The sequence below is a fragment of the Pseudomonas sp. MWU15-20650 genome, assembly GCF_023242475.1.
GTDB lineage: Bacteria > Pseudomonadota > Gammaproteobacteria > Pseudomonadales > Pseudomonadaceae > Aquipseudomonas.
On the sequence record NZ_JALJFG010000012.1, the window covers coordinates 24539 to 50860 of the forward strand.

At 60.9% G+C, this 26322-nt stretch carries 24 protein-coding genes; 22 read left to right on the top strand and 2 right to left on the bottom strand.

Features of this window, described 5'->3' with window-relative positions; all coding sequences use genetic code 11:
* Positions 1–123: 123 nt before the first annotated feature.
* The 21 genes from M5B43_RS12240 (at position 124) to nuoN (ending at position 23934) form a co-directional block, all read left to right on the top strand.
* Positions 124–570, top strand: coding sequence for an NUDIX hydrolase (locus M5B43_RS12240; RefSeq protein ID WP_248750359.1), 447 nt, complete (start codon positions 124–126; stop codon positions 568–570).
* Positions 571–629: 59 nt separating this feature from the next.
* A complete protein-coding gene (gene mnmA, locus M5B43_RS12245) occupies positions 630–1754 on the top strand; it encodes a tRNA 2-thiouridine(34) synthase MnmA (RefSeq protein ID WP_248750360.1) in 1125 nt (374 codons plus the stop codon).
* Positions 1751–2374 (top strand): high frequency lysogenization protein HflD, encoded by a 624-nt coding sequence (gene hflD / locus M5B43_RS12250; protein WP_248750361.1) that lies wholly within the window; start codon positions 1751–1753, stop codon positions 2372–2374. Before mnmA ends, hflD begins: the two co-directional genes overlap by 4 nt.
* A 125-nt stretch (positions 2375–2499) precedes the next feature.
* Positions 2500–3870, top strand: coding sequence for an adenylosuccinate lyase (gene purB, locus M5B43_RS12255; RefSeq protein WP_248750362.1), 1371 nt, complete (start codon positions 2500–2502; stop codon positions 3868–3870).
* An 84-nt stretch (positions 3871–3954) separates the two neighbouring features.
* Positions 3955–5121: a cupin domain-containing protein gene (locus M5B43_RS12260; protein ID WP_248750363.1), complete on the top strand. Its 1167-nt coding sequence runs from the start codon at positions 3955–3957 to the stop codon at positions 5119–5121.
* Entirely contained in the window at positions 5114–5536 is a 423-nt protein-coding gene (locus tag M5B43_RS12265; RefSeq protein WP_248750364.1) for a GNAT family N-acetyltransferase, read from the top strand. The genes M5B43_RS12260 and M5B43_RS12265 overlap by 8 nt, the downstream gene beginning before the upstream one ends.
* 233 nt (positions 5537–5769) lie before the next feature.
* Positions 5770–6507 (top strand): secretin N-terminal domain-containing protein, encoded by a 738-nt coding sequence (locus M5B43_RS12270; RefSeq protein WP_248750365.1) that lies wholly within the window; start codon positions 5770–5772, stop codon positions 6505–6507.
* 493 nt (positions 6508–7000) lie between these two features.
* Complete coding sequence (gene aceA / locus M5B43_RS12275) at positions 7001–8326, top strand: isocitrate lyase (protein ID WP_016969250.1); 1326 nt, start codon at positions 7001–7003, stop codon at positions 8324–8326.
* 658 nt (positions 8327–8984) lie between these two features.
* Positions 8985–9398, top strand: a complete 414-nt coding sequence (locus M5B43_RS12280; protein WP_003219575.1) for an NADH-quinone oxidoreductase subunit A — start codon at positions 8985–8987, stop codon at positions 9396–9398.
* 10 nt (positions 9399–9408) lie between these two features.
* Positions 9409–10083, top strand: a complete 675-nt coding sequence (locus M5B43_RS12285) for an NADH-quinone oxidoreductase subunit B (RefSeq protein ID WP_012724951.1) — start codon at positions 9409–9411, stop codon at positions 10081–10083.
* 72 nt (positions 10084–10155) lie between these two features.
* Positions 10156–11940 (top strand): NADH-quinone oxidoreductase subunit C/D, encoded by a 1785-nt coding sequence (gene nuoC, locus M5B43_RS12290; protein WP_248750366.1) that lies wholly within the window; start codon positions 10156–10158, stop codon positions 11938–11940.
* Positions 11941–11942: 2 nt separating this feature from the next.
* Positions 11943–12440, top strand: a complete 498-nt coding sequence (nuoE, locus tag M5B43_RS12295) for an NADH-quinone oxidoreductase subunit NuoE (protein ID WP_003174721.1) — start codon at positions 11943–11945, stop codon at positions 12438–12440.
* Positions 12437–13792 carry an NADH-quinone oxidoreductase subunit NuoF gene (gene nuoF / locus M5B43_RS12300; RefSeq protein WP_248750367.1) on the top strand — a complete coding sequence of 452 codons (1356 nt, stop codon included), beginning with the start codon at positions 12437–12439 and terminating at the stop codon, positions 13790–13792. Before nuoE ends, nuoF begins: the two co-directional genes overlap by 4 nt.
* Positions 13793–13929: 137 nt before the next feature.
* On the top strand, positions 13930–16644 hold the full coding sequence (gene nuoG, locus M5B43_RS12305; protein ID WP_248750368.1) for an NADH-quinone oxidoreductase subunit NuoG: 2715 nt from the start codon (positions 13930–13932) through the stop codon (positions 16642–16644).
* Entirely contained in the window at positions 16641–17648 is a 1008-nt protein-coding gene (gene nuoH / locus M5B43_RS12310; protein ID WP_248750369.1) for an NADH-quinone oxidoreductase subunit NuoH, read from the top strand. Before nuoG ends, nuoH begins: the two co-directional genes overlap by 4 nt.
* An 11-nt stretch (positions 17649–17659) precedes the next feature.
* Positions 17660–18208 carry an NADH-quinone oxidoreductase subunit NuoI gene (nuoI, locus tag M5B43_RS12315; RefSeq protein WP_003174725.1) on the top strand — a complete coding sequence of 183 codons (549 nt, stop codon included), beginning with the start codon at positions 17660–17662 and terminating at the stop codon, positions 18206–18208.
* Positions 18209–18217: 9 nt separating this feature from the next.
* Entirely contained in the window at positions 18218–18721 is a 504-nt protein-coding gene (gene nuoJ, locus M5B43_RS12320; protein WP_017527176.1) for an NADH-quinone oxidoreductase subunit J, read from the top strand.
* Between the two features lie 2 nt (positions 18722–18723).
* Positions 18724–19032, top strand: a complete 309-nt coding sequence (gene nuoK, locus M5B43_RS12325) for an NADH-quinone oxidoreductase subunit NuoK (RefSeq protein ID WP_003174727.1) — start codon at positions 18724–18726, stop codon at positions 19030–19032.
* Positions 19029–20882, top strand: a complete 1854-nt coding sequence (gene nuoL / locus M5B43_RS12330) for an NADH-quinone oxidoreductase subunit L (RefSeq protein WP_248750370.1) — start codon at positions 19029–19031, stop codon at positions 20880–20882. Before nuoK ends, nuoL begins: the two co-directional genes overlap by 4 nt.
* A gap of 48 nt (positions 20883–20930) precedes the next feature.
* On the top strand, positions 20931–22463 hold the full coding sequence (gene nuoM / locus M5B43_RS12335; protein ID WP_106579875.1) for an NADH-quinone oxidoreductase subunit M: 1533 nt from the start codon (positions 20931–20933) through the stop codon (positions 22461–22463).
* Between the two features lie 7 nt (positions 22464–22470).
* A complete protein-coding gene (gene nuoN, locus M5B43_RS12340; RefSeq protein ID WP_003192122.1) occupies positions 22471–23934 on the top strand; it encodes an NADH-quinone oxidoreductase subunit NuoN in 1464 nt (487 codons plus the stop codon).
* A gap of 292 nt (positions 23935–24226) precedes the next feature.
* Here nuoN and M5B43_RS12345 read toward each other — a convergent pair whose 3' ends face one another.
* Positions 24227–24982 (bottom strand): outer membrane beta-barrel protein, encoded by a 756-nt coding sequence (locus M5B43_RS12345; protein ID WP_248750371.1) that lies wholly within the window; start codon positions 24980–24982, stop codon positions 24227–24229.
* A gap of 125 nt (positions 24983–25107) precedes the next feature.
* Complete coding sequence (locus tag M5B43_RS12350) at positions 25108–25941, bottom strand: arylamine N-acetyltransferase (RefSeq protein WP_248750372.1); 834 nt, start codon at positions 25939–25941, stop codon at positions 25108–25110.
* A gap of 120 nt (positions 25942–26061) precedes the next feature.
* Here M5B43_RS12350 and M5B43_RS12355 point away from each other — a divergent pair, with 120 nt between their 5' ends.
* Positions 26062–26298, top strand: coding sequence for a DUF6555 family protein (locus M5B43_RS12355; RefSeq protein WP_248750373.1), 237 nt, complete (start codon positions 26062–26064; stop codon positions 26296–26298).
* Positions 26299–26322: the final 24 nt, after the last annotated feature.

Below are 26322 nucleotides of genomic sequence, written 5' to 3' on the forward strand. Positions count from 1 at the left end.
GCCCCGGCCCAGTGCCGGGGTTTCTGTTTCAGAACACTGAGATTTTGCTGAACAAACTGGATCAACATGTGCGGGCTGCAATCCTGCCCGAAGACACTGTCGCATCTTGAATCGAGGCTTTGAATGACCTGGCTCCCCCACATCACCGTCGCCACCATTGTCGAAGACAACGGCAAGTTCCTGATGGTCGAGGAACTCAAGGGCGGCCGCGCCGTGCTCAACCAGCCCGCCGGCCACCTGGACCCGAACGAAACCCTGACCGAAGCCGCCGTGCGCGAAACCCTGGAAGAAACCGGATGGGACGTGGAAGCTACCGGCATTGTCGGCATCTACCTGTACACCGCGCCGAGCAATGGCGTGACCTACCAACGGGTCTGTTTTATCGCCAAGGCATTGAAACACCACTCGGGCTACCAACTCGACGAAGGCATCCTGCGCGCCCGCTGGCTGACCCGCGACGAGCTGATGGCCTTGCGCGACGACTGGCGCAGCGAGCTGATCATCCGCTGTATCGACGATTATTTGAGCGGGCAGCACCATAGCCTGGAATTGATCCGCCCTTCTCTTTAGCCTTCGAGGCTGCGGCCTGATAGAATCGCGTCCTTTTTCAAGACACCCGTTGAAACCCTATGCGTGATCCAGCCCCTTCTGACACACAAAAGAAGCGCGTCATCGTCGGCATGTCCGGCGGCGTGGATTCTTCCGTTTCCGCCGTTCTGCTCATGGAGCAGGGTTATGAGGTGGAAGGCCTGTTCATGAAGAACTGGGAAGAAGACGATGGAACAGAATACTGCACTGCCATGGACGACCTGGCGGACGCCCAGGCTGTGTGCGACAAGATCGGCATCAAGCTGCACACCGCCAATTTCGCCGCCGAGTACTGGGACAACGTGTTCGAGCACTTCCTGGCCGAATACAAGGCCGGCCGCACGCCGAACCCGGACATCCTGTGTAACCGCGAGATCAAGTTCAAGGCGTTCCTCGACTACGCCATGATGCTCGGCGCCGACCTGATTGCCACTGGCCACTACGTGCGCCGTCGCGATATCGATGGCCGCACCGAACTGCTCAAGGGCCTGGACCCGAACAAAGACCAGAGCTACTTCCTGCACGCCGTCGGCGGTGAACAGATCGCCAAGACCCTGTTCCCGGTCGGCGAGCTGGAAAAACCCGAAGTGCGCAAGATCGCCGAGCAACACGGCCTGGCCACCGCCAAGAAAAAGGATTCCACCGGTATCTGCTTTATCGGCGAGCGCCGCTTCAGCGACTTCCTCAAGCAGTACCTGCCGGCACAACCGGGCGAGATCAAGACCACCGAGGGCGAGGTCATCGGCCGCCACCACGGCCTGATGTACCACACCATCGGCCAGCGCCAGGGCCTGGGCATCGGCGGCTTGAAAGACGCCGGCGAAGAGCCGTGGTACGTGCTGGTCAAGGACCTGGAACACAACGTGCTGATCGTTGGCCAAGGCAATGAGCATCCACTGCTGTTCTCGGGCGCCCTGCTCGCTTCGGAGATCTACTGGGTCAACCCAATCGACTTGAGCACGCCGCGCCGCCTCACCGCCAAAGTGCGCTATCGCCAGAGCGACCAGCCCTGCACGCTGGAAAAAACCGCCACCGGCTACCGCGCCACGTTCGATGACCCGCAACGCGCGGTCACCCCTGGCCAGTCCGTGGTGTTCTATGACGGCGAAATTTGCCTGGGCGGTGGTGTGATTGAAGTCGCCGAACCCTGGAGCCACCCGGCATGAGCCCGACCCAGGAGCAATTGACGGCACTGGGCGGCGTGTTTCTCGCCGCCGTGCTGGTGGACAAGATCGCCAAGACCGGCCAAGTCACCGAAGCCGGCCTGACCTGCATGCTCGGCAGCCTGCTGATCCGCGACCCCAAGGACACCCTGGAAGTCTACGGCGGTGACGACCTGGCGCTGCGCGAAGGTTACCGCGCACTGATCGGCGCCCTGGAGCGCGACCCCAGCACCTTGCAACGCGAGCCGTTGCGCTATGCCCTGTCGATGCTCGGCCTCGAGCGCCAACTGGCCAAGCGCGATGACATGCTGGAAATCATCGGCAAGCGCCTGCCGCAAATTCAGTCCCAGGTGGAACACTTCGGCCCGGCCCACGAAAACGTGATCGCAGCCTGCGGCGCGCTGTACCAGGACACCTTGAGCACCTTGCGCCAGCGCATCCAGGTGCACGGCGACATGCGCAACCTGCAGCAACCGAACAACGCCTCGAAAATCCGCGCCCTGTTGCTGGCCGGCATTCGTTCGGCGCGGCTGTGGCGGCAGTTGGGCGGTCACCGTTGGCAGCTGGTGATCAGCCGGCGCAAATTGCTCAAAGAGCTTTACCCGTTGATGCGCAGCGAATAAGTCGCAGCAACCGAGATTTTTTATAGCCTCACGCGTAATACGCCGGTCAGTTGGCAACGGACCGGCGGATTTTTTCATGTATGATACGCGCCCCATTTCGTTGCCCGACTGTCCGAGAACACCCCATGCAGCTCTCTTCGCTCACTGCGGTTTCCCCTGTTGACGGCCGCTACGCCGGCAAAACCCAGGCCCTGCGCCCTATTTTCAGCGAATACGGCCTGATCCGTGCTCGTGTACTGGTTGAAGTGCGCTGGCTCCAGCGCCTGGCCGCTCACCCCGCTATCAGCGAAGTGCCGGCGTTCTCCGCGCAAGCCAACGCTGTGCTCAACACCCTGGCGGAAAACTTCTCCCTGGAGCACGCCGAGCGTGTGAAAGAGATCGAGCGCACCACTAACCACGACGTCAAAGCCATCGAATACCTGCTCAAGGAGCAAGCGGCCAAGCTGCCGGAACTGGCCCAGGTCAGCGAGTTCATCCACTTTGCCTGCACCAGCGAGGACATCAACAACCTGTCCCACGCCCTGATGCTGCGCGAAGGCCGCGATGACGTGATGCTGCCACTGATGCGCCAGACCGCCGAAGCCATCCGCGAGCTGGCGATCCGCTTCGCTGACGTGCCAATGCTGTCGCGCACCCACGGCCAGCCGGCTTCGCCGACCACCCTGGGCAAAGAGCTGGCCAACGTGGTGTACCGCCTGGAGCGCCAGATCGCTCAAGTGGCGGCCGTGCCATTGCTGGGCAAGATCAACGGCGCCGTAGGCAACTACAACGCCCACCTGTCGGCCTACCCCGAGATCGACTGGGAAGCCAACGCCCGCGCCTTCATCGAAGACGAGCTGGGCCTGGGCTTCAACCCCTACACCACGCAGATCGAACCGCACGACTACATCGCCGAGCTGTTCGACGCCATTGCGCGCTTCAACACCATCCTGATCGACTTCGATCGCGATATCTGGGGCTACATCTCCCTGGGCTACTTCAAGCAGCGCACCATTGCCGGCGAAATCGGCTCGTCGACCATGCCGCACAAGGTCAACCCGATCGACTTCGAAAACTCCGAAGGCAACCTGGGCATCGCCAATGCGCTGTTCCAGCACCTGGCCAGCAAGCTGCCGATCTCCCGCTGGCAGCGCGACCTGACCGACTCCACCGTACTGCGCAACCTCGGCGTGGGCTTCGCCCACAGCGTGATCGCGTACGAAGCCAGCCTCAAAGGCATCAGCAAACTGGAACTCAACGAGCAGAAAATCGCCGCTGACCTGGATGCGTGCTGGGAAGTATTGGCCGAGCCGATCCAGACCGTGATGCGTCGCTACAACATCGAAAACCCCTACGAGAAGCTGAAGGAATTGACGCGCGGCAAGGGCATCAGCCCTGAAGCACTGCAAACTTTCATCGACGGCCTGGACATGCCAGCCGCTGCCAAGGCCGAGCTGAAACTGCTCACCCCGGCCAACTATATCGGTAACGCCGCGGCCCAAGCCAAGCGCATCTGATTAGCGCAAGCCCTCTTGAGACGCCCGGCCGCGCCGGGCGTTTTTATTCCAGTCTGAAAAGCGCTTTATTTCAATAGGTTACACATGAATCCTGACATTCCTCTTCAACTTCTTGGCGGCATCACGGCACGGGAATTCCTGCGCGACTACTGGCAGAAAAAACCCCTGCTGATCCGCCAGGCCATTCCTGACTTCGAAAGCCCAATCGACGCCGACGAACTGGCAGGCTTAGCCCTGGAAGAAGAAGTCGAATCACGCCTGGTGATCGAGCACGGCGAGCGCCCATGGGAGCTGCGTCGCGGCCCGTTCGCCGAAGACGCCTTCAGCACCCTGCCCGAGCGCGAGTGGACCCTGCTGGTGCAGGCGGTCGACCAGTTCGTACCGGAAGTGGCCGAACTGCTGGAACAATTCCGCTTCCTGCCAAGCTGGCGTATTGACGATGTGATGATCAGCTTTGCCGCACCGGGTGGCAGTGTCGGTCCGCACTTCGACAACTACGACGTATTCCTGCTGCAAGCCCAAGGCAAGCGCAACTGGAAGATCGGCCAGATGTGCAACTCCGAAAGCCCGCTGCTGCAACACGCTGACCTGCGCATCCTGGCTGAATTCGAAGAGAGCGCCGAGTGGGTACTGGAACCGGGCGACATGCTCTACCTGCCGCCGCGCCTGGCGCACTACGGCATTGCAGAAGATGACTGCATGACCTACTCGGTCGGCTTCCGTGCCCCAAGCGCCGCCGAAGTGCTGACCCACTTCACCGACTTCCTCAGCCAGTACCTGACCGACGAAGAGCGCTACACCGACGCCGACGCCCAACCGGTCAGCGACCCGCACCAGATCCAGGGCGACGCCCTGGACCGCCTCAAGAGCCTGCTGGCCGAACACATGAGCGACGAGCGCATGCTGCTGACCTGGTTCGGCCAGTTCATGACCGAACCGCGCTACCCCGAACTGGTGGCCGGCGAAGAGCTGGGCGAAGAAGACTTCATCAGCAGCCTGGAAAACGGCGCAATCCTCGTGCGCAACCCGAGCGCTCGCATGGCGTGGTCGGAAGTGGACGACGACGTGCTGCTGTTCGCCAGCGGCCAGAGCCGTTACCTGCCCGGCAAACTGCGCGAGCTGTTGAAACTGGTCTGCGCAGCCGATGCCCTGCACGCTGAAAACCTCGGCCCATGGCTGGCGGATGAAGATGGCCGCGACCTGCTGTGCGAGCTGGTCAAGCAAGGTAGCCTGGGGTTTGCGGATGAATAAGATTCACGTAAGTGTCGCGGACTGGCAAAAGGATATCGCCGAGATACGGCGCATTCGTGAAGCGGTATTTATCGCCGAACAATCGGTTCCACCTGAACTGGAGTGGGACGCAGACGACGCCGACGCGGTGCATTTCCTTGCATTCGAAGGCGATTTTCCAATTGGCACCGCCCGCCTGCTGCCCAGCGGCGAGATCGGGCGCGTGTCCGTCCTCAAGGACTGGCGCGGGCTGAAGGTCGGCGACAAGCTGATGGAAGCAGTGATTGGCGCGGCCGAGAAACGCGGTCAGACCCGACAGTTCCTCAGTGCGCAGGTCTATGCGGCACCGTTCTATGAGCGACTGGGCTTCAAGATCGTCAGTGAGGAATTCCTTGAAGTCGGGATTCCCCATGTCGATATGGTGCGCGAGGGCTGACAACCTGTGATGAGTGGGCCTGCTGTGGCGAGCGGGCTTGCCCCGCGCTGGGCTGCGTAGCGGCCCCCAAACCAGACGCCGCGTTCTTTCTGAAAGAACGCGGCGTTTTTTTTATTGGGGCTGCTGCGCAGCCCAACGCGGGGCAAGCCCGCTCACTACAACAGCCCGCTCACTACACCCCAGGCCGACAAACTGGCACTATCAAGTCCACATGACTCGCAGAGATAACGGATATGTCCCTACGCACCCTGCTCGCCGCCCTCCTCCTGACTGCCAGCGCTTCAGCCATGGCCGGCACCGAAGTCGTCAACCTGAGCAACCGCACCAGCGCCGACCTGCTGCCCGTGGCACAAAACTTCATCGGCAAGGACGGCACCGTCAGCGCCTATGGCAACCAGCTGATTGTTAACGCCGATCCCGGGAAGATCCAGGATCTGCGCGCACTGCTCTCTCAATTGGACACGCCCGCCAAACGCCTGCTGATCACCGTCGACACCAACGAAACCAACCAGCAAAACACGGGCGACAGCCAAACCCGCATCATCAGCTACGGCACCACCAGCCGCGACGGCGGCATCCAGCAGATCCAGGCCAGCGAAGGCGTGCCCGCGCTGATCCAGGTCGGCCAGAGCGTGCCACTGACCACCACTCAGCCCGATGCGTACGGTCGCCCACAGAACCAGACCCAGTATCGCAACGTCACCCAAGGCTTCTACGTGACCGCCAGCGTCACCGGCGAGACCGTTCACCTGGCGATCAGTACCAATCGTGACCGCATGAGCCAGGAACGTCCCGATGTAGTGAACGTCCAGAGTACCGACACAACTGTCAGCGGGCGCCTGGGTGAATGGATCTCGCTGGCCGGCGTCAATCGCGAGACCCAAGCCGACAAATCCTCTACAACCCGCAGCTACTCTACTCAGGGCCGTGATGACCAGACTTTGCGGGTCAAGGTCGATACCGTGAACTGAAGCACCAAAAACTGACTGGCAAGTCGCCTTAGACTAAAGATGTAGTGCCACAATAAAAGCACTACAAAACATTTGACGATCCCAAAAAGCATGGGCATGATGGCCTCGCTCCCGCTAATCAGAGGCCCTGGCAAGGGCCTTCGGATCGCCGCTCTAAGCTACCCACCTGAGCCGATTCGTGTCTGTACCGCCCACAAGGTGTGTTTGACGTTGGTTGCGACTGGAACGAAGTTGTCCCGAGGGACGGAAGCTAACCAGGTAACCCGGCTACACACTGATGGATCGTACCAAGGCCCACGACGCCCGAAGACCGTTCGCAGTTTGCCCTTACCTGCTCAATTCCCCCTTGAGCCCCATCGTTCATCCCGTCGCCTACCTCCGTCAGATTTGACTTGAACACCAACGCTTCTGGTCAGCGAGCAACCCTACCCAGGCAACGAATGCCGGGCTGGCAAACGGATACTTCAAACAAGACGCGACGAGGTTTTTCCCCATGGCACTGACACGCGAACAGCAAATTGCAGCCCTTGAAAAAGACTGGGCTGAAAACCCACGCTGGAAAGGCGTGACCCGCGCTTATTCCGCTGCTGACGTCGTCCGCCTGCGTGGCTCGGTTCAACCTGAGCACACCTTTGCAAAACTCGGCGCCGAGAAGCTGTGGAACCTGGTCACTCAAGGTGCCAAGCCTTCCTTCCGTCCCGACAAAGATTTCGTCAACTGCATGGGCGCCCTCACTGGCGGCCAGGCAGTCCAGCAGGTAAAAGCCGGTATCCAGGCGATCTACCTGTCCGGCTGGCAAGTGGCAGCGGACAACAACTCCGCTGAATCCATGTACCCCGACCAATCGCTGTACCCGGTGGACTCGGTGCCGACCGTGGTCAAGCGCATCAACAACTCGTTCCGTCGTGCCGACCAGATCCAATGGAAAGCCGGCAAGAACCCAGGTGACGAAGGCTACATCGACTACTTCGCGCCGATCGTGGCGGATGCCGAAGCCGGTTTCGGCGGCGTACTGAACGCCTACGAGCTGATGAAGAGCATGATCGAGGCAGGCGCTGCCGGCGTTCACTTCGAAGACCAGCTTGCCTCAGTGAAGAAATGCGGCCACATGGGCGGCAAGGTTCTGGTGCCCACCCAGGAAGCGGTACAGAAACTGACCGCTGCTCGCCTGGCAGCTGACGTGGCCGGTACGCCGACCATCATCCTGGCCCGTACCGATGCCAACGCGGCTGACCTGCTGACGTCGGATTGCGACCCGTACGACAAGCCATTCGTCACCGGCGAACGCACGCAGGAAGGCTTCTATAAAGTACGCGCCGGTCTCGACCAGGCTATCGCTCGCGGCCTGGCCTACGCACCGTATGCCGACTTGATCTGGTGTGAAACCGCCAAGCCGGACCTGGACGAAGCCCGTCGCTTCGCCGAAGCGATCAAGAAGGAATACCCGGACCAACTGCTGTCCTACAACTGCTCGCCTTCCTTCAACTGGAAGAAGAACCTGGACGACGCGACTATCGCCAAGTTCCAGCGCGAGCTGTCGGCAATGGGCTACAAGCACCAGTTCATCACCCTGGCCGGCATTCACAACATGTGGCACAGCATGTTCAACCTGGCGCACGACTATGCACGCAACGACATGACGGCCTACGTGAAGCTGCAGGAGCAGGAGTTCGCCGACGCCGCCAAGGGCTACACCTTTGTGGCGCACCAGCAGGAAGTGGGCACTGGCTACTTCGACGACATGACCACCGTGATCCAGGGCGGCACCTCGTCCGTGACCGCACTGACCGGTTCGACCGAAGAAGAACAGTTCCACTAAGTACCGCGTACACGGCCACTGCGGCCCCACGGAAGACCTAACCGCAGTGCCGCGCAACAATCACGCCCCGACTGGTTCGGGGCGTTTTTTCGCCCGGAAGAAAATCTTACTGGCACACAGCAGATCAAAATGTGGGAGCGGGCTTGCTCGCGAAAGCGGTGGGTCAGTTGGCAATTTTTTATCTGACAGACCGCTTTCGCGAGCAAGCCCGCTCCCACAATGGAACGCATTGCAGCCTGAGGGTTTTGCGCAAAACATTGATCCAGAGCGGTATCGACGCACATCCGATCCGCTAAAAGAACCGTTGCGACAACTAAGCGACACTCAAGCAAGTAACGCTAACTTCCCGCGCCACATGAGAAACACTCGCTTAAACCCCGCGCAAACAATATTCATTATCATTTGGCGCTTAAAAACTTCGTTACCGCTTAAACAAAACATATTTGATGAAAAGCCCGCTAATGCCCACACCACAAGGGCTACAGCCCCAAGAAGGTGCACTATGTGCTTATTCCACCGAATAATTTCGCCCTGGGAATTTTACTTGCCCGGTGTTTAGCCATAAAATCACCGCGATTGATTGCGCTGCGACATATCGTCACTGCATCGTTACTTTTTCGAGCTCAGAGACCTTTGCTCTCTGTTAAGGATTTCCAGCATGACCGAAGCGACAGGACTCATGGCCCACAACTGGGGCTTTGCCATTTTCCTCCTCGGTGTTGTCGGCCTTTGCGCCTTCATGCTCGGCGTCTCCAGCCTCCTCGGGTCAAAAGCCTGGGGCCGCAGCAAAAATGAACCGTTCGAGTCCGGCATGCTACCTACAGGTGGCGCCCGCTTGCGGCTCTCAGCCAAATTCTATCTGGTCGCGATGCTGTTCGTGATCTTCGATATCGAAGCCCTCTTTCTCTTTGCCTGGTCTGTGTCCGTCCGCGAAAGCGGCTGGACCGGATTCGTCGAAGCCCTCGTTTTCATAGCAATTCTGTTGGCAGGCCTTGTCTACCTATTCCGAGTGGGCGCCCTTGACTGGGCTCCGGAAGCTCGTCGTAAGCGGCAAGCGAAGCTGAAACAATGAGGCTTTGGCGATGCAATACAATCTCACCAGGATCGACCCGGATGCTCCTAACGATCAGTACCCTATCGGCGAACGGGAAACCGTTTCCGATCCGTTAGAAGATCAAGTCCACAAGAACATCTACATGGGCAAGCTGGAAGACGTGCTGAGTGGCGCGGTCAACTGGGGGCGTAAGAACTCCCTGTGGCCGTACAACTTCGGTCTTTCGTGCTGCTACGTGGAAATGACCACCGCCTTCACGGCGCCCCACGACATCGCGCGCTTTGGCGCCGAAGTTATCCGGGCATCACCGCGCCAGGCGGATTTCATGGTTATCGCCGGCACCTGCTTCATCAAGATGGCGCCGATCATCCAGCGTCTCTACGAGCAAATGCTCGAGCCAAAGTGGGTTATCTCCATGGGTTCGTGCGCCAACTCCGGTGGCATGTACGACATCTACTCCGTTGTTCAGGGGGTGGACAAGTTCCTGCCCGTGGACGTCTACGTGCCTGGCTGCCCGCCCCGCCCCGAAGCGTTCCTGCAAGGCTTGATGCTGTTGCAGGAATCGATTGGCAAGGAGCGTCGCCCGCTTTCCTGGGTGGTCGGTGATCAAGGCGTTTATCGCGCCGAGATGCCGTCTCAAAAGGAACAGCGCCGCGAACAGCGAATCGCAGTCACCAACCTGCGCAGCCCCGACGAAGTCTGATCCAGCCCCGCTTCTTTCTAAGAACGAAAACCTGGCCTCATTCTTTACGTTGACCGAAAGCGATAAAAAACCATGACTACAGGCAGTGCTCTGTATATCCCGCCTTATAAGGCAGACGACCAGGATGTGGTCGTCGAACTCAATAACCGTTTTGGCCCTGACGCCTTCACCGCCCAGGCCACACGCACCGGTATGCCGGTGCTGTGGGTGGCGCGCGCCAAGCTCGTCGAAGTCCTGACGTTCCTGCGTAACCTGCCCAAGCCGTACGTCATGCTCTATGACCTGCATGGCGTGGACGAGCGTCTGCGCACCAAGCGTCAGGGCCTGCCCAGCGGTGCCGATTTCACCGTGTTCTACCACTTGATGTCGCTGGAACGTAACAGCGACGTGATGATCAAGGTCGCGCTGTCCGAAGGCGACCTGAGCATCCCGACCGTGACCGGTATCTGGCCGAACGCCAGCTGGTACGAGCGTGAAGTCTGGGACATGTTCGGGATCGACTTCCCAGGCCACCCGCACCTGACGCGCATCATGATGCCGCCGACCTGGGAAGGTCACCCGCTGCGCAAGGACTACCCTGCGCGCGCCACCGAATTCGACCCGTTCAGCCTGACCCTCGCCAAGCAGCAGCTTGAGGAAGAGGCCGCACGCTTCCGTCCGGAAGACTGGGGCATGAAGCGTTCCGGCACCAACGAGGACTACATGTTCCTCAACCTGGGCCCGAACCACCCTTCGGCTCACGGTGCTTTCCGTATCATCCTGCAGCTGGATGGCGAAGAAATCGTCGACTGCGTACCGGACATCGGCTACCACCACCGTGGTGCCGAAAAAATGGCCGAGCGCCAGTCGTGGCACAGCTTCATCCCGTACACCGACCGTATCGACTACCTCGGCGGCGTGATGAACAACCTGCCGTACGTGCTGTCGGTCGAGAAGCTGGCCGGTATCAAGGTACCGGACCGCGTCGACACCATCCGCATCATGATGGCCGAGTTCTTCCGTATCACCAGCCACCTGCTGTTCCTGGGTACCTATATCCAGGACGTTGGCGCCATGACCCCGGTGTTCTTTACCTTCACCGACCGTCAGCGCGCCTACAAGGTCATCGAAGCCATCACCGGTTTCCGCCTGCACCCGGCCTGGTACCGCATCGGCGGTGTGGCGCACGACCTGCCGAACGGCTGGGACCGCCTGGTCAAGGAATTCATCGACTGGATGCCCAAGCGCCTGGACGAGTACCAGAAGGCCGCCCTGGACAACAGCATTCTCAAAGGCCGTACCATCGGCGTCGCCCAGTACAACACCAAAGAGGCCCTGGAATGGGGCGTCACCGGTGCTGGCCTGCGTTCGACCGGTTGCGATTTCGACCTGCGCAAGGCGCGCCCCTACTCCGGCTACGAGAACTTCGAATTCGAAGTCCCGCTGGCGGCCAATGGTGATGCCTACGACCGTTGCATCGTGCGCGTCGAAGAAATGCGCCAGAGCCTGAAGATCATCGAGCAGTGCATGCGCAACATGCCGGCCGGCCCGTACAAGGCGGATCACCCGCTGACCACGCCGCCGCCCAAAGAGCGCACGCTGCAGCACATCGAAACCCTGATCACTCACTTCCTGCAGGTTTCGTGGGGCCCGGTGATGCCGGCCAACGAATCCTTCCAGATGATCGAAGCGACCAAGGGTATCAACAGTTATTACCTGACGAGCGATGGCGGCACCATGAGCTACCGCACCCGGATTCGTACTCCAAGCTTTGCGCACTTGCAGCAGATCCCTTCGGTGATCAAAGGCGAGATGGTCGCGGACTTGATTGCGTACCTGGGTAGTATCGATTTCGTTATGGCCGACGTGGACCGCTAAGCATGAACAGCACGCTTATCCAGACAGACCGTTTCACCTTGAGTGAAACCGAGCGCTCGGCCATCGAGCACGAGCTGCATCACTACGAAGACCCGCGCGCGGCGTCGATCGAAGCCTTGAAGATCGTCCAGAAGGAACGTGGTTGGGTGCCGGACGGCGCCCTCTACGCCATCGGCGAGATCCTCGGCATCCCGGCCAGCGACGTTGAAGGCGTGGCCACGTTCTACAGCCAGATCTTCCGCCAGCCGGTCGGTCGCCACATCATTCGCGTGTGCGACAGCATGGTCTGCTACATCGGTGGCCACGAGTCCGTGGTCAGCGAGATCCAGAACAAGCTGGGCATTGGCCTGGGCCAAACCACCCCGGACGGCCGCTTCACGCTGCTGCCGGTGTGCTGCCTGGGCAACTGCGACAAGGCGCCGGCGTTGATGATCGACGACGACACATTCGGTGACGTGCAGCCTGCTGGCGTGACCCAATTGCTCGAGGGCTACCCATGACCCTGACTTCCTTCGGCCCGGCCAACCGCATCAAGCGGTCGCCCGAAACCCACCCGCTGACCTGGCGCCTGCGTGACGATGCCGAGCCGGTATGGCTCGACGAGTACCAGGCCAAGAACGGTTACGCGGCTGCGCGCAAAGCCTTCGCCGACATGGCCCAGGACGATATCGTCCAGACCGTGAAAGACGCCGGCCTCAAAGGCCGCGGCGGTGCCGGCTTCCCCACTGGCGTGAAGTGGGGCCTGATGCCCAAAGACGAATCCATCAACATCCGCTACCTGCTGTGCAACGCGGATGAAATGGAGCCCAACACCTGGAAAGACCGCATGCTGATGGAGCAACTGCCCCATCTGCTGATCGAAGGCATGCTGATCAGTGCCCGCGCGCTGAAAACCTACCGTGGCTACATCTTCCTGCGGGGTGAATACACCACCGCCGCCAAGCACCTCAACCGTGCCGTTGAAGAAGCCAAGGCCGCCGGCCTGTTGGGCAAGAACATCCTCGGTTCGGGCTTTGACTTCGAACTGTTCGTGCACACCGGCGCCGGGCGTTATATCTGCGGTGAAGAAACCGCACTGATCAACTCCCTCGAAGGCCGCCGCGCCAACCCGCGCTCCAAGCCGCCCTTCCCTGCCGCCGTTGGCGTGTGGGGCAAGCCGACGTGCGTGAACAACGTCGAGACCCTGTGCAACGTGCCGGCGATCATCGCCGACGGCGTGGACTGGTACAAATCGTTGGCCCGCGAAGGCAGCGAAGACATGGGCACCAAGCTCATGGGCTTCTCCGGCAAGGTCAAGAACCCCGGCCTGTGGGAACTGCCGTTCGGCGTGACCGCACGCGAGCTGTTCGAGGACTACGCCGGCGGCATGCGTGACGGCTACACCCTCAAGGCCTGGCAGCCAGGCGGCGCCGGTACCGGCTTCCTGCTCCCCGAGCACCTCGACGCACAGATGTATGCCGGCGGCATCGGCAAGGTCGGCACCCGGATGGGGACCGGCCTGGCGATGGCGGTGGATAACACCGTGAACATGGTGTCCTTGCTGCGCAACATGGAGCAGTTCTTCGCCCGTGAATCGTGCGGCTTCTGCACCCCATGCCGTGACGGTTTGCCGTGGAGCGTCAAGCTGCTGATGGCCCTGGAAAACGGCGAAGGCCGCGAGGGTGATATCGAAACCCTGCTCGGCCTGGTCGGTTTCCTCGGCCCAGGCAAGACCTTCTGTGCTCACGCACCGGGCGCCGTGGAGCCATTGGGCAGCGCAATCAAATACTTCCGCTCGGAGTTCGAAGCCGGCATCGCGCCTACCAGCGCCGCCGTCACGCCTCTGGCAAGGCCGATCGTAGTCGGCGCGTAACGCTTAAAAAAGGCGAAGGGTCCGTGCCCTTCGCCTTACTCATGTGCTGACGCCTTTATGGCTGTGTAGATGCACATGAATAACAAGATTCCATTAGCCACGCCCGCTGACAACGGGCCAACGAAGAACTTTGAACCATGGCCACTATCCACGTAGACGGCAAAGCGCTCGAAGTCGATGGGGCGGACAACCTGTTACAGGCGTGTCTGTCACTAGGCCTCGACATCCCTTATTTCTGCTGGCACCCCGCTCTCGGTAGCGTCGGTGCCTGTCGCCAGTGTGCGGTCAAGCAGTACACCGACGAAAACGACACCCGTGGTCGTATCGTCATGTCCTGCATGACCCCAGCCACCGACAACACCTGGATCTCCATCGACGATGAAGAATCCAAGGCGTTCCGCGCCAGTGTCGTCGAATGGCTGATGACCAACCACCCCCACGACTGCCCGGTCTGTGAGGAAGGCGGTCACTGCCACCTGCAAGACATGACGGTGATGACCGGCCACAACGAGCGCCGCTATCGCTTCACCAAGCGCACCCACCAGAACCAGGACCTCGGCCCGTTCATTTCCCATGAGATGAACCGCTGCATCGCCTGCTACCGCTGCGTGCGCTTCTATAAAGACTACGCCGGCGGCACTGACCTGGGCGTATTCGGCGCCCACGACAACGTGTACTTCGGTCGCGTTGAAGACGGTACCCTGGAAAGCGAGTTCTCCGGCAACCTCACCGAGGTCTGCCCGACCGGTGTGTTCACCGACAAGACCCACTCCGAGCGCTACAACCGTAAGTGGGACATGCAGTTTGCACCGAGCATCTGCCATGGCTGCTCCAGCGGTTGCAACATCTCCCCGGGCGAGCGCTACGGTGAACTGCGTCGGATCGAAAACCGCTTCAACGGTTCGGTCAACCAGTACTTCCTGTGCGACCGTGGCCGTTTCGGCTATGGCTACGTCAACCGCGAAGACCGCCCACGCCAACCACTGCTGGCCGGTGGCGCCAAGCTGAGCACCGACGCAGCGCTGGATAAAGCCGCCGACCTGCTGCGCGGTCGCAACATCGTGGGTATCGGGTCGCCACGCGCCAGCCTCGAAAGCAACTACGCGTTGCGCGAACTGGTCGGTGCCGAGCACTTCTACTCCGGTATCGAAGCCGGTGAGCTGGAGCGCATCCGCCTGGTCCTGCAAGTGCTGAACGACAGCCCGCTGCCCGTGCCGAACATGCGCGACATCGAAGACCACGATGCGATTTTCGTGCTCGGTGAAGACCTGACCCAGACCGCTGCGCGCATCGCCCTGTCCCTGCGCCAGTCGGTCAAAGGCAAGGCCGAAGAAATGGCCGACGCCATGCGTGTCCAGCCTTGGCTCGACGCTGCGGTGAAAAACATCGGTCAGCACGCGCTGAACCCGCTGTTCATCGCCAGCCTGGCAGAAACCAAGCTCGACGACATCGCTGAAGAATGCGTACACGCAGCGCCCGACGACCTGGCCCGCATCGGCTTCGCCGTAGCCCACGCCATGGACGCCAGCGCCCCTGCCGTCGAAGGCCTGGACGCTGAAGCCGTTGAACTGGCCAAGCGTATTGCCGACGCGCTGCTGGCAGCCAAGCGTCCGCTGATCATTGCCGGCACCTCGTTGGGCTCCAAGGCATTGATCGAGGCCGCCGCCAACATCGCCAAGGCCCTGAAGCTGCGCGACAAGAACGGTTCCATCAGCCTGGTCGTGCCGGAAGCCAACAGCCTTGGCCTGGCCATGCTCGGTGGCGAGTCCCTGGACGCGGCCCTGCAAGCGGTGACCGACGGCAAGGCCGACGCCATCGTGGTACTGGAAAACGACCTGTACACCCGTACTGATGCCGCCAAGGTTGACGCCGCACTGAGCGCTGCCAAAGTCCTGATCGTCGCCGACCATCAGAAGACCGCCACCAGCGAACGTGCCAACCTGGTGCTGCCAGCCGCCACCTTCGCCGAAGGCGACGGTACCCTGGTCAGCCAGGAAGGCCGCGCCCAGCGCTTCTTCCAGGTGTTCGACCCGAAATACATGGACGCCAGCATCCTGGTTCACGAAGGCTGGCGCTGGCTGCATGCCCTGCGTGCGACCCTGTTGAACCAGCCGATCGACTGGACGCAACTGGACCATGTGACCGCAGCCACAGCCGCCAGCGCACCGCAGCTTGCCCGGATTGTCGACGCCGCACCGTCTGCCGCGTTCCGCATCAAGGGCTTGAAACTGGCGCGTGAGCCGCTGCGTTACTCCGGCCGTACCGCCATGCGCGCCGACATCAGCGTGCACGAGCCGCGTACTCCGCAAGACAACGACACCGCGTTCGCCTTCTCCATGGAAGGTTACTCGGGTTCGGTCGAGCCACGTCAGCAGGTGCCATTTGCCTGGTCGCCGGGCTGGAACTCGCCGCAGGCCTGGAACAAGTTCCAGGACGAAGTCGGTGGTCATATCCGCGCTGGCGACCCGGGCACCCGCCTGATCGAACCCCAGGGCGATTCGCTGAACTGGTTCGCCGCGGTACCGCGTCCATTCAACCCGGCCCAGGGCACCTGGCAGGTCGTGCCGTTCTTCCACCTGTTCGGCAGCGAAGAGACCTCTTCCAAAGCCGCTCCGGTTCAAGAGCGCATCCCGGCCGCCTACGTGTCCGTCGCCAAGTCCGAAGCCGACCGCCTGGGCGTCAACGACGGCGCCCTGCTCAGCTTGAATGTTGCCGGCAAGACCCTGCGTCTGCCACTGCGCATCAACGAAGAACTGGGTGCGGGCCTGGTTGCACTGCCTAAGGGCCTCGCCGGTATTCCACCTGCGATCTTTGGCCAAACCGTTGACGGTCTGCAGGAGGCAGCGCAATGACCTGGTTCACCCCTGAAGTGATCGACGTGATCATCTCGGTCGTCAAGGCCATCGTGATCCTGTTGGCCGTGGTCGTCGCGGGCGCCCTGCTCAGCTTCGTCGAACGTCGCCTGCTGGGCTGGTGGCAGGACCGTTACGGTCCGAACCGCGTTGGCCCGTTCGGCATGTTCCAGATCGCGGCCGACATGCTGAAAATGTTCTTCAAGGAAGACTGGACCCCGCCGTTTGCCGACAAGGTGATCTTCACCCTGGCACCGGTCGTGGCCATGAGCGCCTTGCTGATCGCCTTCGCGATCATCCCGATCACCCCGACCTGGGGCGTGGCGGACCTGAACATCGGCTTGCTGTTCTTCTTCGCCATGGCCGGTCTGTCGGTCTATGCGGTGCTGTTCGCCGGTTGGTCGAGCAACAACAAGTTCGCCCTGCTGGGCAGCTTGCGCGCCTCGGCCCAGACCGTGTCCTACGAAGTGTTCATGGGCCTGGCGCTGATGGGCATCGTGGTGCAGGTCGGCTCGTTCAACATGCGCGACATCGTCGAGTACCAGGCGCAGAACCTGTGGTTCATCATTCCGCAGTTCTTTGGCTTCTGCACCTTCTTCATCGCTGGCGTCGCCGTGACTCACCGTCACCCGTTCGACCAGCCGGAAGCGGAACAGGAACTGGCCGACGGTTACCACATCGAATACGCCGGCATGAAATGGGGCATGTTCTTCGTCGGTGAGTACATCGGCATCATCTTGATCTCGGCCCTGCTGGTCACGCTGTTCTTCGGCGGCTGGCACGGTCCGTTCAACATCCTGCCGCAACTGGCTTTCTTCTGGTTCTTCTTGAAGACCGCGTTCTTCATCATGCTGTTCATCCTGCTGCGCGCGTCCATCCCGCGTCCACGGTACGACCAGGTGATGGATTTCAGCTGGAGATTCTGCCTGCCGCTGACCCTGATCAATTTGCTGGTGACGGCTGCCGTTGTGTTGTTGAACACGCCAGCCGGCGCGGTTCAGTGAGGATTTGACCCATGTTCAAATATATTGGCGACATCGTTAAGGGTACCGGTACCCAATTGCGAAGCCTGGTGATGGTGTTCGGTCACGGCTTTCGCAAACGCGACACCCTGCAATACCCGGAAGAAGCGGTGTACCTGCCGCCGCGTTATCGTGGCCGCATCGTCCTGACCCGCGACCCCGACGGCGAAGAGCGTTGCGTAGCCTGCAACCTGTGCGCCGTGGCGTGCCCGGTGGGTTGCATCTCCCTGCAGAAAGCTGAAACCGAAGACGGTCGCTGGTACCCGGACTTCTTCCGCATCAACTTCTCGCGCTGCATTTTCTGCGGCCTCTGCGAGGAAGCTTGCCCGACCACCGCGATCCAGCTCACGCCGGATTTCGAGATGGCCGAGTTCAAACGTCAGGACCTGGTGTACGAGAAAGAAGATCTGTTGATTTCCGGTCCCGGTAAAAACCCTGATTACAACTTCTATCGTGTTGCAGGTATGGCCGTTGCCGGTAAGCCAAAAGGCGCCGCACAAAACGAAGCCGAGCCGATCAACGTGAAGAGCTTGCTGCCTTAAGGAAGAAAGATGGAATTCGCTTTCTATTTCGCATCGGGTATTGCAGTGGTCTCCACGCTTCGCGTGATTACCAACACTAACCCCGTGCACGCCCTGCTCTACCTGATCATTTCGCTGATCGCCGTGGCCATGACCTTTTTCAGCCTCGGCGCACCGTTTGCCGGTGTCCTGGAAGTGATCGCCTACGCTGGCGCCATCATGGTGCTGTTCGTGTTTGTGGTGATGATGCTCAACCTGGGGCCGGCTTCGGTCGCCCAGGAGCGCGTCTGGCTCAAGCCCGGCATCTGGCTCGGCCCGGTTGTCCTCGCAGCCCTGCTGCTGGGTGAACTGCTGTATGTGCTGTTCGCTCACCAGAGCGGCCAGGCCATCGGCCACACCACCGTGGACGCGAAAGCCGTGGGCGTGAGCCTCTTCGGCCCGTACCTGCTGGTGGTCGAACTGGCTTCGATGCTGCTGCTCGCCGCAGCCATCACCGCCTTCCACTTGGGCCGCAACGAAGCCAAGGAGCAATGACGATGCCTGCTATCCCCTTGGAGCATGGTCTGGCGGTCGCCGGCATCCTGTTCTGCCTTGGCCTGGTCGGCCTGATGGTCCGCCGTAACATTCTGTTCGTGTTGATGAGCCTGGAAATCATGATGAACGCCGCTGCACTGGCGTTCATCGTTGCGGGTGCACGTTGGGGCCAGCCGGATGGACAAGTCATGTTCATCCTGGTGATCAGCCTGGCAGCCGCCGAGGCCAGTATTGGCCTGGCGATCCTGTTGCAACTGTATCGTCGCTTCCACACGCTTGATATCGACGCTGCCAGTGAGATGCGCGGATGAACATGATCTTTCTGACTTTCGTATTTCCCCTGATCGGTTTCCTGCTGCTGTCGTTCTCTCGTGGACGCTGGTCGGAAAACCTTTCTGCCCTGGTGGGTGTGGGTTCCATTGGCCTGTCGGCGATTGTCGCCGCCTATGTCATCTGGCAATTCAACGTGGCACCGCCGGAAGGCGGCCACTACACCCTGGTGCTGTGGCAATGGATGTCGGTGGAGGGCTTCAAGCCCAACTTCGCCCTCTACGTCGACGGCCTGTCGATCACCATGCTCGGCGTGGTGGTCGGCGTGGGCTTCCTGATCCACCTGTTCGCGTCCTGGTACATGCGCGGTGAAGCCGGTTACTCGCGCTTCTTCTCGTACACCAACCTGTTTATCGCCAGCATGCTGTTCCTGGTGCTCGGCGATAACCTGTTGTTCCTGTACTTCGGCTGGGAAGGCGTGGGCCTGTGCTCGTACCTGCTGATCGGTTTCTACTACAGCAACCGCAACAACGGTAACGCGGCACTCAAAGCCTTTATCGTCACCCGTATCGGCGACGTGTTCATGGCGATCGGCCTGTTCATCCTGTTCCAACAGGTGGGCACGCTGAACATCCAGGAACTGCTGGTGCTGGCACCGCAGAAATTCCAGGTCGGCGACTTCTGGATCACCCTGGCCACCCTGATGCTGCTGGGTGGCGCCGTGGGTAAATCCGCGCAACTGCCACTGCAAACCTGGCTGGCGGACGCAATGGCCGGCCCGACCCCGGTTTCGGCACTGATCCACGCCGCAACCATGGTGACCGCCGGTGTCTACCTGATCGCCCGTACCCACGGCCTGTTCACCCTGGCGCCGGAAATCCTGCACCTGGTGGGCCTGGTCGGCGGCGTGACCCTGGTGCTGGCCGGCTTCGCGGCCCTGGTGCAAACCGACATCAAGCGTATCCTCGCCTACTCGACCATGAGCCAGATCGGCTACATGTTCCTGGCCCTGGGCGTCGGCGCCTGGGACGCGGCGATCTTCCACCTGATGACCCACGCCTTCTTCAAGGCCCTGTTGTTCCTGGCTTCCGGTGCGGTGATCGTTGCCTGCCACCACGAGCAGAACATCTTCAAGATGGGTGGCCTGTGGAAGAAACTGCCGTTGGCCTACGCCAGCTTCATCGTCGGGGGTGCCGCCCTGGCTGCCCTGCCGCTGGTCACCGCCGGCTTCTACTCCAAGGACGAAATCCTCTGGGAAGCCTTCGCCAGCGGTAACCAGAACCTGCTCTACGCGGGCCTGGTGGGTGCATTCATGACCTCGCTGTACACCTTCCGCCTGATCTTCATCACCTTCCACGGTGAAGCCAAGACCGAAGCACACGCAGGCCATGGCATCTCCCACTGGTTGCCATTGTCGGTGCTGATCATCCTGTCGACCTTCATCGGCGCCATGATCACTCCGCCTCTGCACGGTGTACTGCCACAAAGCGTCGGCCATGCCGGCGGCGAAGCCAAGCACAGCCTGGAACTCGCCTCGGGTGCCATTGCCATCGCCGGTATCCTGCTGGCGGCCTTGCTGTTTCTCGGTAAGCGTCGCTTCGTCACCGCCGTTGCCAACAGTGGCATTGGCCGCTTCCTTTCGGCCTGGTGGTTCGCCGCCTGGGGCTTCGACTGGATCTACGACAAACTGTTCGTCAAGCCTTACCTTGCGATCAGCCATGTACTGCGCAAAGACCCGCTCGACCAGACCATCGGTTTGATCCCGCGTGCAGCCAAAGGCGGTCACACCGCCCTGAGCCGCAGCGAGACTGGCCAATTGCGTTGGTATGCAGCCTCCATGGCGGCCGGTGCCGTGCTGGTGATCGGCGCCATCGTGGTGGTAGCGGTCTGATATGAACCTTGCGAACTGTACGAACCTGCGAAAGGAAACGAGCCCGTCATGATTCTGCCCTGGCTAATCCTGATCCCCTTTATCGGCGGCCTGCTCTGCTGGATGGGTGAACGCTTCGGCGCCACCCTCCCCCGCTGGATCGCGTTGCTGACCATGTCCCTGGAACTCGCTCTCGGCCTCTGGCTGTGGGCCCATGGTGACTATTCATTCGCTCCGGCACCGGGTGTCGATCCAACCTTCGCGCTTGAGTTCAAGCACGTGTGGATCCAGCGCTTCGGCATCAACGTGCATCTGGCCCTCGACGGCCTGTCGCTGTTGATGATCCTGCTGACCGGCCTGCTGGGTATCCTCTCGGTACTCTGCTCCTGGAAAGAGATCCAGCGTCACGTGGGCTTCTTCCACCTGAACCTGATGTGGATCCTGGGCGGCGTCGTCGGCGTGTTCCTCGCCCTCGACCTGTTCATGTTCTTCTTCTTCTGGGAAATGATGCTGGTGCCGATGTACTTCCTCATCGCGCTCTGGGGTCACAGCTCTTCGGACGGCAAGAAAACCCGGATCTACGCGGCGACCAAGTTCTTCATCTTCACCCAGGCTTCCGGCCTGATCATGTTGGTGGCGATCCTGGGCCTGGTACTGGTCAACTTCAACAACACCGGCGTGATTACCTTCAACTACGCCGACCTGTTGAAGACCAAGATGTCCCTGACCACCGAGTACATCCTGATGCTGGGCTTCTTCATCGCGTTCGCGGTGAAGCTGCCGGTGGTGCCGTTCCACTCCTGGCTGCCTGACGCTCACGCCCAGGCACCGACCGCAGGTTCCGTGGACCTGGCCGGTATCCTCTTGAAGACAGCGGCCTACGGCCTGTTGCGCTTCGCCCTGCCGCTGTTCCCGAACGCCTCGGCCGAGTTCGCGCCGATCGCCATGACCCTCGGCCTGATCGGGATCTTCTACGGTGCGTTCCTCGCCTTCGCGCAAACCGACATCAAGCGTCTGATTGCCTTCTCGTCCGTTTCCCACATGGGCTTCGTACTGATCGGCATCTACTCCGGCAGCCAGCTGGCGCTGCAGGGCGCGGTGATCCAGATGTTGGCCCACGGTGTTTCGGCCGCTGCCCTCTTTATCCTGAGTGGCCAGCTGTACGAGCGCCTGCACACCCGTGACATGCGTGAAATGGGTGGCGTGTGGTCGCGCATCGCCTACCTGCCGGCAATCAGCCTGTTCTTCGCCGCCGCGTCCCTGGGCTTGCCAGGCACCGGTAACTTCATCGGCGAGTTCCTGATCCTGATGGGTTCGTTCGTGCACACGCCATGGATCAGCGCCATCGCTACCTCCGGCCTGGTGTTCGGTTCGGTCTACTCGCTGATCATGATCCACCGCGCGTACTTCGGCCCGGCCAAGTCCGACACCGTGCTGCACGGGATGGATGCTCGCGAACTGATCATGGTGCTCGGCCTTGCAGTACTGCTGATCTACATCGGCGTGTACCCGCAACCGTTCCTGGACACTTCTGCCGCAACGATGCATGGCGTGCAGCAGTGGTTCGGCACCGCCTTCACTCAACTCGCTTCGGCCCGGTAAGAGCGCTATGGAATTCACGATCCAACACTTTATCGCGCTTGCGCCGCTGCTGATCACCAGCCTCACCATCGTGGTGGTGATGCTGGCGATCGCCTGGCGCCGCAATCACTCGCAAACGTTCCTGCTGTCCTGCGCCGGGCTGAACCTGGCCTTGCTGTCGATCATCCCGGCCCTCAAGGTCGCGCCATTGGCGGTCACACCGCTGATGATGGTCGATGACTTCGCGCTGCTGTATATCGCGTTGATCCTCGTTGCCACCCTGGCCTGCGTCACCCTCGCCCACGCCTACCTCGGCGAAGGCGGCACTGGCTACCCAGGCAACAAGGAAGAGTTGTACCTGCTGATTCTGCTGGCTGCGGCCGGTGGCATCGTGCTGGTCAGCGCTCAGCACCTGGCCGGCTTGTTCATCGGCCTGGAACTGCTGTCGATCCCGACTTACGGTCTGGTGGCCTACGCCTTCTTCAACAAGCGCTCCCTGGAAGCCGGCATCAAGTACATGGTGCTGTCGGCGGCCGGTTCCGCGTTCCTGTTGTTCGGTATGGCCCTGCTCTACGCCGAAGCCGGCAGCCTGAGCTTCACCGGTATCGGCCACGCCCTGGCCGCTACCAACAGCCCTGCGCCGATTGCCCAACTGGGCCTGGCCATGATGCTGATCGGCCTGGCGTTCAAGCTGTCGTTGGTGCCGTTCCACTTGTGGACCCCGGACGTGTACGAAGGCGCCCCGGCGCCGGTGGCCGCGTTCCTGGCCACAGCGTCGAAGGTTGCCGTGTTTGCCGTGATGGTGCGCCTGTTCCAGATCTCGCCTGCGGCCAACACCGGCGTGCTGAGCAACGTGCTGACCGTGATCGCCATTGCGTCGATCCTGTTCGGTAACCTGCTGGCGCTGACCCAGAACAACCTCAAGCGTTTGCTGGGTTACTCGTCCATCGCTCACTTCGGCTACCTGCTGATCGCCCTGGTGGCGAGCAAAGGGCTGGCTGTCGAAGCCATTGGCGTGTACCTGGTCACCTACGTGATCACCAGCCTCGGCGCGTTCGGCGTGATTACCTTGATGTCCTCGCCTTACAAAGGCCGTGACGCCGACGCCCTGTACGAATACCGCGGCCTGTTCTGGCGCCGTCCGTACCTGACCGCCGTGCTCACCGTGATGATGCTGTCCCTGGCCGGTATTCCGCTGACCGCGGGCTTTATCGGCAAGTTCTACATCGTCGCGACCGGTGTCGAAGCCCACGAATGGTGGCTCGTTGCGTCCCTGGTACTGGGTAGCGCCATCGGCGTGTTCTACTACCTGCGCGTGATGGTCACCCTGTACCTGATCGAGCCAAACCTGCGCCGTGTGGACGCCGAGCTGCACTGGGAACAGAAAGCCGGTGGCGTCATGCTGCTGGCCATTGCCCTGCTCGCCTTCTTCCTGGGCGTGTACCCACAACCGTTGCTCACCCTGGTGCAGCACGCGGTGTTGGGCGTTTGATCGCCTAGCGGGATGCAAGTACACAAAACGGCGCCTTAGGCGCCGTTTTGTGTTTAAGCAGGCCAGTCAGTGTGCAGCAGAACCTTAGAGACAGCCCTTTCAAGTTTTTTGTGCCAAAGCCTCTAACTGCAGTGAGTCAGAGATAAAACAGGCGACACGTAAACAGTGGCGAGGGAGCGTGCTCCGGCTGGACTGCGGCAAAGCGCAAGGCCGCTTCGCGCCCCAACGGGAGCAAGCTAGCTCGCCACAGACAGTGCTCACCCGTCGCTGGCGGGTACTAAAGGCATGGATCTTAGAACGCGATACCGACCTTGAAACCATACTCATCACGCTTGAGCTTGGTGTTGTCGGCCACATAGGAGTCGCCGTCGAGCTTGTACTCGGTACGGGTGTAGTACAGGCCCGCCATCACCGGCAGGTCGCCCTTCTGGTTCATCAACAGGCTGACTTCGGCGTATGGGTTGGTGCGGTCCTTGAGGTCCACGGTGTCGCTGCCCAGGCCATCGACCTTGAGCTTGGCGCGACCGTCGATGGTGCGGCGGGCGCCAGCTTCGACGCGCAGGGTCATGTCATCGAACTGGTGGTTGTAACCCAGGGCCGCCTTGGCGAACGGCGACTTCTTGTTGGTGAGCTTGACGTCGTAATCGTTCGTGTCCGGCTCGTAGCGGGTCCAGCTGTAGCCACCGCCGACAATCACATCGACGAAGTTGCGCGCATCCAGCGCAGCACGCCAGCCAAGGTCCAGGTCGGCCTGGCCTTCCTTGAGCTTGTTGTCGCTTTTTTCGCCGAACTTGGCTTCGACACCGGCTTGGTAGATAAAACCGGACTCAGCGGTGAGCTTGTTGCCGAAGTTGTAGAACAGGCCCGCTTCAGGCATGTGGTCCTTGTCACTTGCACTGCCGCCTTCCAGTTTGAAGTCGTTGTAGCTGCCCAAGAGACCGAAGGTGGAAATCGGCCCCGTGGACGGTGCGGCGAACACCACGGCAGGCGCGGTGGCCAGGGCCAGCAGCGAGGCACTCTTGAGGAATTTTCCGAATAGTTTGGACATCGTTTCACATCTCCATTTTCAGGTGGGCAAAATATTCAGGAATCGGTTCGAACCTTGGCCGGCGCGAAAGGTTCGAATTAATTTGCCCCGATCTGGAGAAAAAACGGTTCAGCGAAGGCTCTATCTCAACGTTCTTGTGAATCAGCCTGCACCAGGCCGTCCAATGCCTCGCGAAGTTGCGGATGTGCCGGCAGGCGGATGCCGAACGTGTCGCGCAATAAAGTGAGCAGTTCATCGCCACTCTCGATCGTGCGCTTTTCACTCGGTCGATCCAGATAGTGAGTCGCATAATTGGCGTTTTGCAGCGTATGGCGTTTGCCCGGCGCCAACCGCGCGACCTTCAACTGCCCCACGAAGACGGAGGTCGGGTACGTGGAGACATACCAGTTGCCGATGACGTAGTCGACGTCTGCCTGCACCAGCAGGTCGAACACATACAGACCACGCCACTCCCCATTCACCTGGGCCCACAGGGTGTAGTCGGTGCCATTGAAGGTCAGGCGATAGGGTTCGTGGGCGGTGGCCTGGGGCTCCTGCGTCTCCAACCGCAAAGGGCTGCTCGGCACCATGCCGCCGAAGCCGACGTCGCTGATATAGCGCACGCCATCCAATGTGACCAGGCTCAGGCGATGGGTACGGCCGGTACGCGCCTCAGGTGGCCCGCCCATCACCACCCAGCCCATGAGGCCGCGTGCGTCGAACCCCAGTTCCTGCAACAGCGCCAGGAACAGATGGTTCAGCTCGAAGCAATAACCCCCGCGCCCGTCCAGCAGCACTTTTTGCTCAATGCTCGGCAAGTCGATGGGCACCGGCGCGCGCAACAGGGTCGACAGGCTTTCAAAGGCGAAGGTGCACACATGGCGCAGCTGTAAATCCCGCAGGGTTTGCAGGGTAGGCGGCGGTGGCGAGTCGTAGCCCAGGCGTTGCAGATATAGGCGGCTATGGGTGAGCTGGGACATGGCGCGATCCTTTAGCGCATGGTGAGGGCATCACTATGCCGCGCCAGCGAGTGAGTTGTCATTTTGAATGAACCTTTTTGAACGCCAACCTATCCATTTATAACAAGACAGGGAGGCAACATGAGTACCGCAAAAATCTACACCATCCACTACCAACTGCACGGTCAACCGAAGTCCTTTGTGGTGCGCGCCGAGGTGATGAACAACGCCGAAGCGTGGCACTGGGCAGCGGTCGACGCCGACATCGCCCATGTCAGCCGTATTGGGCGCGTAGGTCACGAGCAGGTCAAAAAAACCACCCGGCCATGGGCGGAGAAGTTCGGCATTACCGATGTCACTTGGCTCCCGCCCAAATAAACACAAGCCCCGCAAAACAGCGGG

Excerpts from the sequence above, each read along its gene's own strand:
- M5B43_RS12240 (WP_248750359.1), top strand. The coding sequence starts at position 124 with ATGACCTGGCTCCCCCACATCACCGTCGCCACCATTGTCGAAGACAAC.
- mnmA (WP_248750360.1), top strand. The coding sequence starts at position 630 with ATGCGTGATCCAGCCCCTTCTGACACACAAAAGAAGCGCGTCATCGTC.
- hflD (WP_248750361.1), top strand. The coding sequence starts at position 1,751 with ATGAGCCCGACCCAGGAGCAATTGACGGCACTGGGCGGCGTGTTTCTC.
- purB (WP_248750362.1), top strand. The coding sequence starts at position 2,500 with ATGCAGCTCTCTTCGCTCACTGCGGTTTCCCCTGTTGACGGCCGCTAC.
- M5B43_RS12260 (WP_248750363.1), top strand. The coding sequence starts at position 3,955 with ATGAATCCTGACATTCCTCTTCAACTTCTTGGCGGCATCACGGCACGG.
- M5B43_RS12265 (WP_248750364.1), top strand. The coding sequence starts at position 5,114 with ATGAATAAGATTCACGTAAGTGTCGCGGACTGGCAAAAGGATATCGCC.
- M5B43_RS12270 (WP_248750365.1), top strand. The coding sequence starts at position 5,770 with ATGTCCCTACGCACCCTGCTCGCCGCCCTCCTCCTGACTGCCAGCGCT.
- aceA (WP_016969250.1), top strand. The coding sequence starts at position 7,001 with ATGGCACTGACACGCGAACAGCAAATTGCAGCCCTTGAAAAAGACTGG.
- M5B43_RS12280 (WP_003219575.1), top strand. The coding sequence starts at position 8,985 with ATGACCGAAGCGACAGGACTCATGGCCCACAACTGGGGCTTTGCCATT.
- M5B43_RS12285 (WP_012724951.1), top strand. The coding sequence starts at position 9,409 with ATGCAATACAATCTCACCAGGATCGACCCGGATGCTCCTAACGATCAG.
- nuoC (WP_248750366.1), top strand. The coding sequence starts at position 10,156 with ATGACTACAGGCAGTGCTCTGTATATCCCGCCTTATAAGGCAGACGAC.
- nuoE (WP_003174721.1), top strand. The coding sequence starts at position 11,943 with ATGAACAGCACGCTTATCCAGACAGACCGTTTCACCTTGAGTGAAACC.
- nuoF (WP_248750367.1), top strand. The coding sequence starts at position 12,437 with ATGACCCTGACTTCCTTCGGCCCGGCCAACCGCATCAAGCGGTCGCCC.
- nuoG (WP_248750368.1), top strand. The coding sequence starts at position 13,930 with ATGGCCACTATCCACGTAGACGGCAAAGCGCTCGAAGTCGATGGGGCG.
- nuoH (WP_248750369.1), top strand. The coding sequence starts at position 16,641 with ATGACCTGGTTCACCCCTGAAGTGATCGACGTGATCATCTCGGTCGTC.
- nuoI (WP_003174725.1), top strand. The coding sequence starts at position 17,660 with ATGTTCAAATATATTGGCGACATCGTTAAGGGTACCGGTACCCAATTG.
- nuoJ (WP_017527176.1), top strand. The coding sequence starts at position 18,218 with ATGGAATTCGCTTTCTATTTCGCATCGGGTATTGCAGTGGTCTCCACG.
- nuoK (WP_003174727.1), top strand. The coding sequence starts at position 18,724 with ATGCCTGCTATCCCCTTGGAGCATGGTCTGGCGGTCGCCGGCATCCTG.
- nuoL (WP_248750370.1), top strand. The coding sequence starts at position 19,029 with ATGAACATGATCTTTCTGACTTTCGTATTTCCCCTGATCGGTTTCCTG.
- nuoM (WP_106579875.1), top strand. The coding sequence starts at position 20,931 with ATGATTCTGCCCTGGCTAATCCTGATCCCCTTTATCGGCGGCCTGCTC.
- nuoN (WP_003192122.1), top strand. The coding sequence starts at position 22,471 with ATGGAATTCACGATCCAACACTTTATCGCGCTTGCGCCGCTGCTGATC.
- M5B43_RS12345 (WP_248750371.1), bottom strand. The coding sequence starts at position 24,982 with ATGTCCAAACTATTCGGAAAATTCCTCAAGAGTGCCTCGCTGCTGGCC.
- M5B43_RS12350 (WP_248750372.1), bottom strand. The coding sequence starts at position 25,941 with ATGTCCCAGCTCACCCATAGCCGCCTATATCTGCAACGCCTGGGCTAC.
- M5B43_RS12355 (WP_248750373.1), top strand. The coding sequence starts at position 26,062 with ATGAGTACCGCAAAAATCTACACCATCCACTACCAACTGCACGGTCAA.